At 70.9% G+C, this 13,122-nt stretch carries 15 protein-coding genes; 8 read left to right on the plus strand and 7 right to left on the minus strand.

The window, feature by feature from the left end; all coding sequences use genetic code 11:
* From ACZ5J1_RS02565 to ACZ5J1_RS02575, 3 genes are all read right to left on the minus strand, one after another.
* The gene (locus ACZ5J1_RS02565) at positions 1-1,791 is read right to left on the minus strand and encodes a cytochrome c biogenesis protein CcdA (RefSeq protein WP_464562213.1); all 1,791 of its coding nucleotides are present in this window, start codon (positions 1,789-1,791) and stop codon (positions 1-3) included.
* An 81-nt stretch (positions 1,792-1,872) separates the two neighbouring features.
* Positions 1,873-3,237, minus strand: a complete 1,365-nt coding sequence (locus ACZ5J1_RS02570) for a hypothetical protein (protein WP_464562215.1) — start codon at positions 3,235-3,237, stop codon at positions 1,873-1,875.
* Between the two features lie 3 nt (positions 3,238-3,240).
* Positions 3,241-3,627 (minus strand): phage holin family protein, encoded by a 387-nt coding sequence (locus tag ACZ5J1_RS02575; RefSeq protein ID WP_464562217.1) that lies wholly within the window; start codon positions 3,625-3,627, stop codon positions 3,241-3,243.
* A 39-nt stretch (positions 3,628-3,666) separates the two neighbouring features.
* Between ACZ5J1_RS02575 and ACZ5J1_RS02580 the strand changes: the two genes are divergently transcribed.
* From ACZ5J1_RS02580 to ACZ5J1_RS02590, 3 genes are all read left to right on the plus strand, one after another.
* The gene (locus ACZ5J1_RS02580) at positions 3,667-3,963 is read left to right on the plus strand and encodes a hypothetical protein (RefSeq protein ID WP_464562219.1); all 297 of its coding nucleotides are present in this window, start codon (positions 3,667-3,669) and stop codon (positions 3,961-3,963) included.
* A 45-nt stretch (positions 3,964-4,008) separates the two neighbouring features.
* Positions 4,009-4,482, plus strand: a complete 474-nt coding sequence (gene rnhA / locus ACZ5J1_RS02585; protein WP_464562221.1) for a ribonuclease HI — start codon at positions 4,009-4,011, stop codon at positions 4,480-4,482.
* A gap of 91 nt (positions 4,483-4,573) precedes the next feature.
* A complete protein-coding gene (locus tag ACZ5J1_RS02590) occupies positions 4,574-6,238 on the plus strand; it encodes an FAD-binding dehydrogenase (RefSeq protein WP_464562223.1) in 1,665 nt (554 codons plus the stop codon).
* A gap of 21 nt (positions 6,239-6,259) precedes the next feature.
* Here the strand turns inward: ACZ5J1_RS02590 and ACZ5J1_RS02595 are convergent, their stop codons facing one another.
* Entirely contained in the window at positions 6,260-6,589 is a 330-nt protein-coding gene (locus ACZ5J1_RS02595) for a DMT family transporter (protein WP_464562225.1), read from the minus strand.
* Positions 6,590-6,666: 77 nt separating this feature from the next.
* On the opposite strand from ACZ5J1_RS02595, the gene ACZ5J1_RS02600 reads away from it, so the two are divergent.
* Together ACZ5J1_RS02600 and ACZ5J1_RS02605 are read left to right on the plus strand one after the other, a co-directional pair.
* Positions 6,667-7,227 (plus strand): TetR/AcrR family transcriptional regulator, encoded by a 561-nt coding sequence (locus ACZ5J1_RS02600; RefSeq protein ID WP_464562229.1) that lies wholly within the window; start codon positions 6,667-6,669, stop codon positions 7,225-7,227.
* Positions 7,224-7,934, plus strand: coding sequence for a YoaK family protein (locus tag ACZ5J1_RS02605; protein ID WP_464562231.1), 711 nt, complete (start codon positions 7,224-7,226; stop codon positions 7,932-7,934). The genes ACZ5J1_RS02600 and ACZ5J1_RS02605 overlap by 4 nt, the downstream gene beginning before the upstream one ends.
* Positions 7,935-7,958: 24 nt before the next feature.
* Here ACZ5J1_RS02605 and ACZ5J1_RS02610 read toward each other — a convergent pair whose 3' ends face one another.
* Together ACZ5J1_RS02610 and ACZ5J1_RS02615 are read right to left on the minus strand one after the other, a co-directional pair.
* A complete protein-coding gene (locus ACZ5J1_RS02610) occupies positions 7,959-9,539 on the minus strand; it encodes an AtzH-like domain-containing protein (RefSeq protein ID WP_464562234.1) in 1,581 nt (526 codons plus the stop codon).
* Between the two features lie 3 nt (positions 9,540-9,542).
* Positions 9,543-9,914: a YidH family protein gene (locus tag ACZ5J1_RS02615; RefSeq protein WP_464562236.1), complete on the minus strand. Its 372-nt coding sequence runs from the start codon at positions 9,912-9,914 to the stop codon at positions 9,543-9,545.
* Positions 9,915-9,987: 73 nt separating this feature from the next.
* Between ACZ5J1_RS02615 and ACZ5J1_RS02620 the strand changes: the two genes are divergently transcribed.
* On the plus strand, positions 9,988-10,797 hold the full coding sequence (locus ACZ5J1_RS02620) for a thioesterase family protein (RefSeq protein ID WP_464562238.1): 810 nt from the start codon (positions 9,988-9,990) through the stop codon (positions 10,795-10,797).
* Positions 10,798-10,817: 20 nt separating this feature from the next.
* Here ACZ5J1_RS02620 and ACZ5J1_RS02625 read toward each other — a convergent pair whose 3' ends face one another.
* On the minus strand, positions 10,818-11,822 hold the full coding sequence (locus ACZ5J1_RS02625) for a hypothetical protein (RefSeq protein WP_464562240.1): 1,005 nt from the start codon (positions 11,820-11,822) through the stop codon (positions 10,818-10,820).
* An 18-nt stretch (positions 11,823-11,840) separates the two neighbouring features.
* Here ACZ5J1_RS02625 and ACZ5J1_RS02630 point away from each other — a divergent pair, with 18 nt between their 5' ends.
* Both ACZ5J1_RS02630 and mshB read left to right on the plus strand, forming a co-directional pair.
* Complete coding sequence (locus ACZ5J1_RS02630; RefSeq protein WP_464562242.1) at positions 11,841-12,182, plus strand: hypothetical protein; 342 nt, start codon at positions 11,841-11,843, stop codon at positions 12,180-12,182.
* A gap of 13 nt (positions 12,183-12,195) precedes the next feature.
* Positions 12,196-13,107: an N-acetyl-1-D-myo-inositol-2-amino-2-deoxy-alpha-D-glucopyranoside deacetylase gene (gene mshB, locus ACZ5J1_RS02635; protein WP_464562244.1), complete on the plus strand. Its 912-nt coding sequence runs from the start codon at positions 12,196-12,198 to the stop codon at positions 13,105-13,107.
* Positions 13,108-13,122: the final 15 nt, after the last annotated feature.

Consider the following 13,122-nt stretch of genomic DNA (forward strand, 5'->3'; position numbering starts at 1 on the left):
CTAGCCGAAGCTGAACGTGAAGGCACTGATCCCGGGACTGTAGGTCAACGTCACCGTCTGTTCACGCCTGGTTCCACCCTCGACGATCGGATAGAGGTTCGGCGTCCCCGAGACCTGGATGGTGCGATCGGGTTCGCCCAGGACCGAGATCGTCACGGTGCCCTCACCGGACAGCACGTGGAAGACGTTGCGCGCGACGTAGTGCAGTCGGACGCGCGACTCGCCGCCGGTCGAGGTGATCGACTCCTGGGTGACCTTCCACCGACCGCCCAGGCTGAACGTGTTGGCCGGCTGGGACGAGGTGAGCGTGTAGTCGCTCGCCGTCCGGCTCAGGTACGTCGGCGTGCCGGCGTACCCGGACCTGTTCGGTGCCAGGAAGGTCTCCGGGGTGAGGCCGGCCAGGTCGGGGCCCGCGTCGACCTTGGTCACCGGGGCGGGCAGGGCCACGTCCGGCTGGTTGGCGGTGAGGAGCGAGCGGATCAAGGACTCCGTCTGCTCGTAGCCGCCCTCCCCGAACTTGATCGCCCGGACCGTGCCGGTGCCGTCGATCAGGTACTTCGCCGGCCAGTACCGGTTGCGGTAGGCGGTCCAGGTCTTCAGGTCGTTGTCCTGCACGACGGGGTACGTCGTCCCCTCCTTGCGCAGGCTCGAGGCCAGGTTCCCCGCGTCCTTCTCGAAGGCGAACTCGGGGGAGTGGATCCCGATCACCTCGAGCCCGAGCGAGTGGTAGGTCTCGTACCAGCGCTCGATGTAGGGCTGGTCGCGCTGGCAGTTGATGCAGGAGTAGGCGAAGAAGTCGAGCAGCACCACCTTGCCGCTCAGCTGGTCCAGGCTGACCGGAGCGTCACCGTCGGTGTTGAACCAGCGCTGCGTGCCCCGCAACGCCGGCGCCTGCCCGCACGAGTCGAGCTCGGCGGCGCCCGGCGTGCACTTCGACAGGCCCTTGTTCTCCGCGGTCTCGAACGGAGTCAGCGCGCCCTGGACGGTGTCGTTCTCGGCGAGCTTCTTCTCGATCCCGCTGGTGTAGTTGGGCAGCGCGCGCTGGACGACGTCGGTCAGGTTGAACGCGAGCGCGACGGCCAGGACGAGCATCACGATCCCGCCGCCGATCCGGAACCCGGTGGCGCGTGCCCGGTAGGAGTCGATCCGCTTGCGGATGTTGGATCCGGCCATCGCGAAGAGCAGCAGGGGGAGGGCCGCCCCGATCGCGAAGGAGACGGTCAGCACCACCGTGCGCAGGCCGACGTCACCGGTCGCCCCGGCCACGGTGATCGCCGCCAGGATCGGTCCGGCGCACGGGACGTAGAGGGTGCCGAGCCCGAGACCGAGGACGAAAGGACCGGCATCGCTGTTGCTGACCTTGGGCAGCCGGTAGAACGGCTTCTCGATCCAGTGGCCCAGCGGCGGGAAGATCAACCCCAGACCGACGAGGCCGAGGACGATCAGGCCGGCCCAGCGCAGGAAGTCGTCGGGCAGGCCGAGGACGGAGAGCAACGTCGAGCCCAGCAGGGTGAAGAGGCTGAAGCTGGTCACCAGGCCGGCGATGATCAGGAACGGCCGGAGGTCGCGAGGCTCCTTCGTCGTAGACCCTGCCGGGGCGGCGACGAGGGTGCCGGTCCCTCCGCCGGCGGCAGCCTCAGCGACCTCCCGGTCGTCCTTCCTCACTGCGGGGGTCGGGGTGGCGACGGTCGAGCCGCTGGCGAAGAAGATGATCGGCAGCATCGGGAGCACGCACGGCGAGACCCCCGTGATCAGTCCTCCGACGAGTCCGAGGAGAGCGAGGGTGAGCATGGCGACGTCCGTCCCGATCGGTGACGGGGCGGCTGCTGCCTCCCCACCGTGTATTCGGTGCGGACGGCCTTCCGGATGGCGTCAGGCGACACCTTCCGGCGCATGCTCCTCAGAAGAGGCGGTGGCAACGGCGGGTGGACGGGCGATCAGCTCCACCACCAGCAGCACGATGACGGCGATGACGGCGAGCCAGATCACCAGCCCCGCGGTGGGGTGGTCGGCGAGCAGGTAGATCAGGAACGCCGCACCGAGCACTCCGACCCGGATCGGGACCCGGTAGGCGAACGCCCAGGCGCCGAACGCTCCGGTGTTGATCCCGGCATCGTCGCGTCGACCGCGGATCGAGTCCAGCGCCGAGTTGCTTCCCCGGCGTACGCCGGCTGCGGACGGGCTCGGCCCGGTCAGCCAGGCGATCAGCGCGATCACGAGTGCCAGGAACAGGACGGCGCGCAGGGCCTGGCGGATGAAGAGCACCAGCTGGTCGAAGGCGATCCCGGCGACGCTCGGGTTGACGTCGCTGGGCAGCGCGTCGAGGTAGTAGCCGCGGCCGATGTTGAGAGCCACGCCGAGCAGCACCATGCTGGCCGCGATCGCCAGGGCGCCGGCCACGGCGGTCCGGTGGCGGCGCCGGGACAGGGCGATGGCGCCGATGAAGAGTGCCAGCACGAGCCAGGGCAGCACCTTGGCCAGGGAGTTGAGCAACCGGACCGCGGTCTGGGCCGTGGAGAGGTCGTCGGACTGCACGATCGGGAACTCGGCGTGCACGGTCGGAAGCTTCGCCGCCAGCTCGAAGCCCTGGTCGACCAGCGTCTGCTGCACGGTGCCGATGATCGCGGCCAGGTCGATCGTGACCGTGCCCTTGTCGACCTTGACGGTGTCGGAGTCCTTGCCGGTCAGGACGGTGACGAGCTGGGTGTGCGCCTCGCGATTGGCCGCTTCCCAGGCGTCGGCGAAGGAGTCGCTCTGCACGACCTTGGTGACCTGCTTGTTGATGAAGTTCGCGATGCCGTCGGACAGCGGAGCCGCCAGCAGGGTGAGGCTCTGGGCCAGCGCCGGGTTGAGACCGCGGTCCGCGAGTGCCGCAGCGGCTTCGTCGGTGACCGCGTCGATGTTGATCCGATCGACGATCTCGTTGGTCACGCGCCGCGCGATCGCCTTCTGCACGGCCGGGTTCTCCGCGAGCGGAGCGACGGTGTCGACGTACCGATCGGTGTCGCGAACCATGTCGTTGGTCCAGTTCGAGACCACCGACAGCGGCGCGAGGATCGCGGCGATCAGGATCATCACCGTCACCACGGGGCCGCGCCACCAGCCGCCCTTCCGAGCGGTCGGCAGGGCGACGGTCGGCGGAGCCGGAGGGGCCGCCTTCAGGGCCTCGACCTCGGCCTTGAGCCGCTCGATCTCGACCTGCTCGGGCGTGGCCTCGGGCTGCTTCGCGTCAGCCATGGATCAGGACCGCTTCTCTTCGACGCGCTTCTTGACCAGGATCAGCGGCAGCAGCAGCACGCCGAGGAGTGAGATCACCCAGACGATGAGCGTGGCCAGCAGCCAGGTCGACGCCCCGGAGATCGAGAGCCCGTCGCTCACCCAGGCCGTGATGATCAGGCCCACCAAGGTGGCGATCAGGGCGACGCCGCCGCGCAGCGCCGGCACCTTGCTGACCGCCATCTGGGTGAAGAAGGGCTGGGCGATCGCGTAGACGACGGTGAAGATCAGCACGGCGACGAGGAACGCCGAGCCCGTGATCGTCACGTCATCGAGGAGGCTCGCAGCCACGATCAGACCGAGCGCGTTGGCGAGAAGCTGAATTCCGAAACCGATCAGCAGACGGATCATGTTCGGCAACCTATCGCAGTGAGGACTAGGTTGGGGGCTGTGTCACAGGGCGATCCGGGTCCCAGCGACCGCACGGCGTACTGGTTCAAGCGGCGCCGTTACGGCTGGGGTTTCACGCCCGTGTCCTGGCAGGGCTGGGCCTCCGTGGTGGTGATGATCCTCCTCGTCATCGTCCCGGCGTTCTGGCTCACCGACGACGGCCCCCGGGCGGTGCTCTACCTGGCGTACGTCGCCCTCGTGGTCGCGATCTTCATCGGGCTCGCCGTGCGCACCGGGCCGCGCCCACGATGGCGCTGGGGAACGACCGAGTCCGACGATCCGGCCGAGGACTTCTGACCATGATTTCCGGGCCGCCGTGCCTCGCCTCCTAGGCTGACGCCCGTGCCTGAGATCCCGAGCGACCCGTCCTCCGACCCGATCGTCGTGATCCACACCGACGGGGGCTGCACCCCGAACCCCGGTCCGGGCGGGTGGGGCGCGGTCCTGCGGTACGGCGACCACGTCCGTGAGCTCCACGGCGGTGAGCCCGACACCACCACCAACAACCGGATGGAGCTGACCGCCCCGATCGTGGCGCTGGAGACGCTCAATCGGCCGGCGGTGGTGCACATCTACACCGACAGCTCCTACGTCCGGAACGGGATCACCTCCTGGCTGGCCAGCTGGAAGCGCAACGGCTGGAAGACCTCGGCCAAGCAGCCGGTCAAGAACGTCGACCTGTGGCAGCGGCTCGAGGAGGCCTGCGAGCGGCACCAGGTGGAGTGGTTCTGGGTCAAGGGGCATGCCGGGATCGAGGACAACGAACGCGCCGATCAGCTGGCCACGCTGGGGATGCAGGAGGCGATCGGGCGCTGACCGCGCCGTGACCGGACGCTGATCGGGCGCTGATCGGGCGCCGGGCGGGGGTGTGGCCCAGGTCTCACTACTCGCCGGTAGGCTCGCGCCCATGAGCGCTGCTGCCGACATCATCGTCGTGGGACACGGACTCGCGGGTCTGGTCGCCGCTGCCGAGGCGGCCGACGCCGGCCGCTCGGTGCTGCTGGTCGACCAGGAGCCCGAGCAGAGCCTCGGCGGTCAGGCGTTCTGGAGCCTCGGCGGCCTCTTCTTCGTCGACTCGCCCGAGCAGCGCCGGATGGGGATCAAGGACTCACCTGAGCTCGCGCTGCAGGACTGGATGGGCTCGGCCCAGTTCGACCGCGACGAGGACCTGTGGCCGCGCCGCTGGGCCGAGGCGTATGTCGACTTCGCGGCGGGGGAGAAGCGCTCCTGGCTGCGCGAGATGGGCCACCGGGTGTTCCCGGTCGTCGGGTGGGCCGAGCGCGGCGACGGTCGCGCCGACGGTCACGGCAATTCCGTGCCCCGCTTCCACATCACCTGGGGCACCGGCCCCGGGATCGTCGAGCCGTTCGAGCGCCGGGTGCGTGAGCACGCCGCCTCCGGCCGGATCCGGTTCGCGTTCCGGCACCGCGTCGACGAGCTGATCATCGAGGGCGGAGCCGCGGTCGGAGTCCGGGGCGCCGTACTGGAAGCCAGTGACATCGAGCGGGGCCACCCCTCGAGCCGGGTCGAGATCGGCGAGTTCGAGCTGCGCTCCTCGGCCGTGGTCGTGACCAGCGGTGGGATCGGCGGCAACCACGACCTCGTCCGCGCCTCGTGGCCCGAGCGGCTCGGGACGCCGCCGGCGACGATGGTCGCCGGTGTGCCCGCGCACGTGGACGGCCGGATGATCGGGATCACCGAGTCCACCGGGGCTCGGGTGATCAACCGCGACCGGATGTGGCACTACGTCGAGGGCATCCGGAACTGGAACCCGATCTGGGACAACCACGGCATCCGGATCCTGCCCGGGCCGTCGTCGATCTGGCTCGACGCCGCGGGGAACCGCCTGCCGGCGCCGTACTTCCCCGGCTTCGACACCCTCGGCACGCTCAAGCACCTGCGCTCGACCGGCTACGACTACTCCTGGTTCGTGCTGACCCAGTCGATCATCGACAAGGAGTTCGCGCTCTCGGGCTCGGAGCAGAACCCCGACCTGACCGGGAAGTCGGTGCGCGCGGTGATCGACCGGGCTCGGAAGGGACAGGCGCCGGTCAAGGCGTTCATGGACCACGGCGAGGACTTCATCGTCGCCGAGACGTTGACCGAGTTGGTGGCCGGGATGAACGAGCTCGCGACGCGTGAGCCCGAGGGACCGCGGATCGACGAGGGCTCGCTGCGCACGCTGCTCGAGGCGCGCGACCGCGAGACCGACAACCTGTACACCAAGGACGCCCAGCTCACGGCCGTCTACAGCGCCCGGCACTACCGCGGCGACAAGCTGATCCGGGTGGCCAAGCCGCACCGGATCCTCGACCCCGAGCACGGCCCGTTGATCGCGGTGAAGCTGCACATCCTCTCGCGCAAGACCCTCGGCGGTCTGGAGACCGACCTGTCCGGGCGCTGCCTGACCAGCGCCGGGATCCCGCTGCCCGGGCTCTACGCGGCCGGTGAGGTCAGCGGCTTCGGTGGCGGCGGGATGATGGGCTACAACGCGCTCGAGGGGACGTTCCTCGGCGGGTGCCTGTTCTCCGGGCGTCAGGCCGGGCGCGCGGCCGCCGCCGACATCGCCTGAGTCGGCGCGACGAGCCGTCGGTCAGGCGTGCGCGCCGCCGAACATGTTGAGGCCGACGACGCCGATGATGATCAGACCGAGGCAGACGGCCTTGATCCAGTCCATCGACTCACCCATGAAGATCGCCGCGATGACGGCGGTCGCGGCGGTGCCGACGCCTGCCCAGATCGCGTAGGCGATCGAGACGGGCATCTCCTTCACCACCAGGGTGAGCAGCCAGATCGACAGGATGTAGCCGGCCAGCACGATCCCGGTCCACAGCGGGTCGTGGAACCCGCGGGCGCGGGGCAGGGAGAGGGTCGCGGCGACCTCGACCCCGATCGCGCTGAACAGCAGCAGGACGGCGTACATGATGGGTGACACTTCCGATCTCGATGTAGCGGTCGCTACATTCTTCGACAACTGTAGCACTTGCTACAGTTCGGGGCATGTCCCGGCGTGACGAGCTGCTCGACCAGGTCACCGACCACGTCCTCGAGCACGGACTGATCGGGTTGACCCTGCGTCCGGTGGCGGCGGCGATCGGCACCAGCGACCGGATGCTCGTCTACCACTTCGGCTCGCGGGACGAGCTGGTCGCCGCGGTCGTGACCCGGACCGAGGAACGCTCCATCGCCGCGGTCGAGGCGCTGCCCGCCGCCGACGGGGTGCGCGCCGGGGTGAACGCGCTCTGGCGGGCCTACCAGGCCCCGGCCCTGCACCGCTGCCTCGACATCTACGTGCAGGCGGCCGCGACCGGGCTGATCGGCCAGGAGCCGTACCGAACCCTGGTCCGCGAGGTCAACGAGCACTGGGCGCGCGCGCTCCGGGCGTACGTCGTCCGCTGCGGTGCCCCACCGGACCGGGCGGCCCGGATCGTGACGCTGATCGACTCGGCCCTCTTCGGTTTCCAGCTCGACCTGGCCACCGACTTCCCGGCCGAGCTGACCCAGGGTGTCGACGACCTTGCCGCCGCGGCGGAGATGTTGGCCTCTAACCTTCTCGGGTGACGACCCGACTCGCCGCGATCCCGGCGGCCACGCTGCACCTGTGGTTGATGCTGGTGCTGACCTTCACCACCGGGATCAACGACGCGATCGGCTACCTCGGCCTGGACAAGGTCTTCACCGGGAACATGACCGGCAACGTCGTCATCCTCGGCATGGCGCTGGTCCCCGGCAGTGGGCTGCCCATCCTCGGGCCGGCGTTGGCGCTGCTCGGGTTCCTGGCCGGTGCAGCCCTCGGTGGGCGGGCACTGCGTGGGGTCACCGAGGCCTGGACCGGCGTGACGACGGCGATGTTCGCCGTCGTCTCCGCGGTGATGGTGCTGCTCGCCGTCGTGCTGTTCGTGGTGGGTGACGACCCGGCCCGCCCGGTGCAGGTGACGGTCACGACCGCAGCGTCGCTGGCGATGGGCCTCCAGGCCGCCGTCGCCCGCCACATCGCGGTCAAGGACGTCACCACGGTCGTCGTCACCTCGACCCTGACCGGCCTCGCGGCCGACTCGTTCCTCGGCTCGGGCAAGGGCGGCGGCTCCGCTCGGCGGTTCTCCGCCGTGGCCCTGATCCTGGTCGGCGCCGCCGTCGGCGCGCTGCTGCTCAAGGTGCACCTCGGTGCCGGGCTGCTGCTCGCCGGTGTCCTGATCGGCGCCGTCACCGTCGTCGGAGACGCCCACCGCCGCGTGAACCTGGGGAAAGTAACGCTCGATCCCCGGTGAACCGGGGGAAAGTAACGCTGCCGATCAGCGGGTGAGGAGCAGCGCCAGGTCCAGGAGCGCGCGGTCGCGGCCCGGGGCGGCGACCAGGCTGACGCCGCAGGGGAGTCCGTCGCTGGCGGTCAACGGGATCGTGATCGCCGGCAGGCCGCCCAGGCTGGCGAGGCAGTTCAACCGCAGCGTCGCCTCCCGGATCACCTCGATGTCCTCGCCCGGGAGCGGTGCCGAGGACGAGGCGCTGGGCAGCACCAGGACCCGGTCGCCGATGGCGTCCCGGATCTCGGCGGACGCGGACGCCGCCATCTCGACGGCCCGTTCGACATCGGGGGGCCAGAGGTCCCGCGCCACCTCGAAGCGGGTGCGGACGTCGGGGCCGAGCGTGTCGAGCCGGTCGGCGAGCCAGTCGCCGTGCACCCGCCAGGCCTGCGCCGCCTGCACGGTGGTGAAGGCGAGGCGCCAGGTGGCCAGGTCCGGAGACCAGTCCAGCGGCGTCGTACCGGCCTTGAGCCATGCCTTGATGGCGGTGGTGACGGTCGGCACGGCCAACCGGTCCAACGCCGGTACGGCGACCAGGTCCGTGGCCTCGTAGCGATGGTCGTCGGGAGCCGACGGCAGCAGGGCCTCGCCGACCGTGGCCAGCATCGTGGCCGAGCGGGTGAGCCAGCCGACGGTGTCGAACCGGGGCGCGAGCGGCATCACGCCGTCGACCGGGATCGCGCCGTGGGTGGTCCGGATGCCGTAGAGGCCCTGGTAGGCCGCCGGCACCCGGATCGAGCCGGCGGTGTCGGTGCCGAGCCCGATGCTGGCGTGTCCGAGGCTGACGGCGCTGGCGGGTCCTGAGGTCGACCCGCCGGAGATCCGGAACGGTGCCTTCGGGTTCGGCGGGGTGCCGTAGTGCGCGTTGGTGCCGGCGAGGGAGTAGGCGAACTCGTCGCTGCGAGCGATCCCGGCGACGTCGGCGCCGGCCTCGAGGAGACGCTCGACGGCCCAGGCGTGGTGCGGCTGCGGGGGAGCGGAGGCGAGCCAGGTGGGGTTCCCGGCTCCGATCGGCTGGCCGGAGACCGCGAGGACGTCCTTGACCGCCACGCTCTGCCCGGTCAGCGGACCGCCGGGGCGACCGGCGACGAGCGGGCTGCCGACCGTGCGCCAGATCCGGGTGTCGAGGGCCGGTGCCGGCGTCGCGGTGTGGATCGCGGTCAGCTTCCAGGCGGGACCCTCGGGCGTCGACAACCGCGCCCACAGCTGGGTCTCCTGGCCCCGGCCGCCACCGGCGTGCTCGGTGACCGCCACGATCAGGGCGTGCTCGGCGTCGATCGCCTGGACGTGGGTCCGCACGATCTGACGCTGAGGGGCGGAGGCGACCGATGCGGTCGACGCTGCTGACCAGGTCGAGCTGATCTGCTCGTGCCCCACCCGCAGGCCGTCGGCGTCCCCGGCGAGCGTGGCCGGCCCGGGAGCGAGGAGTCGGTCGAGGGCGGCGGTGTCGTGGGACGTCACCGCGCGCTCGTAGGCCCAGAACGCCTCGATCAGGCCGCCTGCGTTGACGGCCGCGGCAGACGGAGCGGAGGGCGCGGTCTGCGCGGCGTGCGTCCTCTGCTCGGTGCTCATCGGTCAGATCAGCGCGAACGCGACGATGAGGGCCAGGGCGAGTCCGGCGATGCCCGCGGCGATGTACCGGGTCTCGCCGAAGCCTGGCAGCGGCAGTCCTTCCCGCATCGCGCGTTCGGTCGCCGCCCAGCGGCGAGCCGCGTTGAGCGCCGCCCCGGCGGCAGCGAGCAGCACCAGGGCGACCAGGGTGCTGCGCACCCAGACGGTGCCGGGGACCTCGAGGGAGTGCATCGCGACCGCGCCGGCGATCAGGCCCAGGCTCGTCCTGATCCAGGCCAGGAAGGTGCGCTCGTTGGCCAGGCTGAAGCGGGCGTCCGGTTCCGTCCCCTGCCCGTAGACCGAGTGCGGTCCGCGATGCTTCGGCTCCTCGGTCACGGACCGAGGCTAGTGGTCGGCGCTCCTCGGGGTCCCGTCCCGCAGAGAGTTACTCATGAGTAATATCGGAGACATGCCGCAGTTCGATCGTGATGTCGCCCTGACCCCGCTCGGTGAGGGCGCCTACGCCGGTGAGCTTCCGCAGGGGTGGACCGTCGGTGGTGGGATCAACGGCGGCTTCCAGCTCTCCGTGCTCGCCAACGCCATCCGCGCCGAGCTCGGCGCGGCGAAGCCCGACCCGATCACGATCAGCGCCTCGTACCTCGGCCCCGGCGTCCCCGGGCCGGCCACCGTGCACACGTCGGTCCGCCGCGACGGCGGCTCGCTCGCGGTGGTCACCGCCGACCTGGTCCAGGACGGTGCCCCGAAGATCACCGCGCTCGCGACCTTCGGCGACCTGGCGAAGCTCTCGGCCGGAGCCGACGTCCGTACGACGGCCACGCAGCCCTCCATCCCGCCCGTGGAGGAGTGCATCAGCGGCGACCTGGCGCCGGCCGAGTTCCAGGCGATGGTGCCGTTCTACAGCCGGTTCGAGTTCCGCTTCCACCCTGACCAGATCGGTTGGACGGTCGGGGAGCACCGCGGCGAGGGTTCGTTCACCGCCTGGTTCCGGTTCCGCGACGACCGCCCGGCCGACACCCTCTCGCTGGTCACCATCTGCGACCTGCTGCCGCCGGTCACCTTCGACCTCGGCCTGCCGGGCTGGGCCCCGACGCTCGAGCTCACCGTGCACGTCCGCGCGATCCCCGCTCCGGGCTGGCTGGTGTTGCACCACGCCACCCGCAACGTCGCCGGCGGCATGTTCGAGGAGGACTGCGAGGTCTGGGACTCCGCCGGTCGACTCGTCGCGCAGAGCCGACAGCTCGCCCGACTGCCCCGCTGACCCAGCCAGCGCCACCAGGCTCAGTCGAACCAGGAGCGCCGGACCCCGACCACCCACCGTCGCCGCGGGTGCTCCGAGACCGACCAGATCAGGTCGGTCGGCGGGTGGAACGTCAGGTCCTCCGGTCCCGGCGGCAACACCCATCGCCGGCGTCGCCAGGCGCCGGGACGCCCGACCGCCATCTCGCCCCACGTGCGTCGACCGTGGGAGATCGAGACGTAGTAGACGCCGTCGATGATCACCGCGCCCTGCATCTGGACCAGCCCGTCGCCCAGCTCGGCGGGGACCGCGCAGCCGTCGTCGCCGACGACGAGCTCCCCGGAGTCGTCGACCACGAACCGGGCCAGCCGGGTGATGTCGCCGGGGCGTCCGTACTCGCCGACCAGCAGCGCGACCTGGCCGTGGCTGCGGTCCAGCGACAGGAAGGAGTGCCGCAGCACGTCCTCGTCCGTCCCGGCCCCGGCCTCGTGCCGGATCCGGAGCGGCAGCACGTAGCGGTAGCCCAGCGTCAGGCTGGGGTCGACCATCAGGTCGTCGGTGTCGAAGGTCAGCAGGCCCCGCCGGGTGGCGGCGACGTGCAGCTTGCGGTCGTGCCAGGTCAGGCCGCCGGCGTGGACCGGGACCGGTCGCATCCCGCCGTCGGCCTCGGCCACGGCCTCCACCAGGAGCACGTGCCGGTAGTGGCCGGTGGCCAGGTCCAGCACCGAGATCCGCGATCCCTCGCCGGCCTTGGAGTACCAGCTGACCAGCAGCACTCCCGGCCCGATGTCGTCGACCGCTCCGGTGCGCCACGAGTGCGCGACCCCCTGCGGGAACCAGGAGGGATCGTCCCGGTCCGCGCGGTCCCACTGCCAGGCCCGACGTACGGCCAAGCCGGGAGCGAGGATCCGGCGCCGCGCCTGCCGATCGAGGTCGGTCAGCACCCCGGAGACGCCGACCCGGCCGCCACCGAGGGAGTCGAGACGCGCGGCGAGCCGGTCGATCTCGGTGTCCTGGTCCCGGGACCGACGGAGGTGCAACGCCACGGGACTAATCTCACCACCATGTCCTCCGGCATGTCGTCAGGCTCGCAGCCCTCGCACGGTTCCCCACACGGTCCCCGCGGCGTCTTCTTCGACGAGGACGAGGCCCGCGCGGCCTGGTCGCGGCTGAAGACGCAGGGCTGGGAGGCCGACCTCGTCCGCGGCCGCTTCCAGGGGGAGGACGACGACGAGGACCAGCCGTGGATCCTGACCACCGACGCCCCCGACGTCGTCCTCGAGCTCGTGGTCGAGGAGTACGACGGCTGGCTCGATGCCGGCACGGCGCCGGCGGCGCCGCCGCTGAACCTGCCGCCGCTCAACCTGCCGACCGAACCGAAGCGACTCAAGCGACCCCCGGTCTGACACGATTGAGCCCGTGACTCGACCCGCTCAGCGCCTGCTGCTCGTCCACGCCCACCCCGACGACGAATCGATCGGCAACGGCGCAACCATGGCCCGGTACGTCGCCGAAGGTCGCGGCGTGACGGTGGTGACCAGCAACGCGGGGGAGCTCGGCGAGGTCCTTGTCCCCGAGCTCGAGCACCTCGCCGCCGACCGGGACGACGCCCTCGGCGAGCACCGTCGCGGCGAGTACGAGGCAGCGATGGCGGCGCTCGGCGTGACCGACTACCGCTTCCTCGGAGGCTTCGGCACCTACCGCGACTCCGGGATGGCCTGGCATGAGGACGGCCACGCGATCGCTGCCCCCGACACCCCCGCCAACGCCTTCGCCAAGGCCGACCTGACCGAGGCCGCCGACCGACTGGTCGCGATCATCCGCGAGGTCCAGCCGCAGGTGCTGGTCACCTACGACCAGTTCGGCGGATACGGCCACCCCGACCACATCCAGGCCCACCGGGTGGCCATGTACGCCACCCAGCTCGCTGCGGTGCCGACGTACAAGCGGGAGCTGGGCGAGCCTTGGGAGATCTCGAAGATCTACTGGAACACGATGTCGTGGTCGCTGATGCGCGAGGGCATCCGCTCGGCCAAGGCCGCAGGCGTCGAGATGCCGTTCGGGGAGATCGATCCCGACGGTCCCGCGCCGTGGTTCGCCTCGGAGGACGCCGACATCACCGCCCGGATCGACGCGCCGGAGTTCTTCGAGACCAAGATGGACGCCCTGCGCGCCTACCCGACCCAGATCGCCGCCGACGGCCCGTTCTTCGCGATGACGAACGCCCAGGGCGCCTCCGCGTTCGCGGTGGAGTGCTACCGGCTCGCTGGAGGAACCGCGGGCCCGCTGGACGCCGACGGGTTCGAGACCGACCTCTTCGCCGGCCTCTGAGCGGCGCGGATTCGT

The sequence above is a fragment of the Nocardioides sp. JCM 18999 genome, from assembly GCF_055391175.1.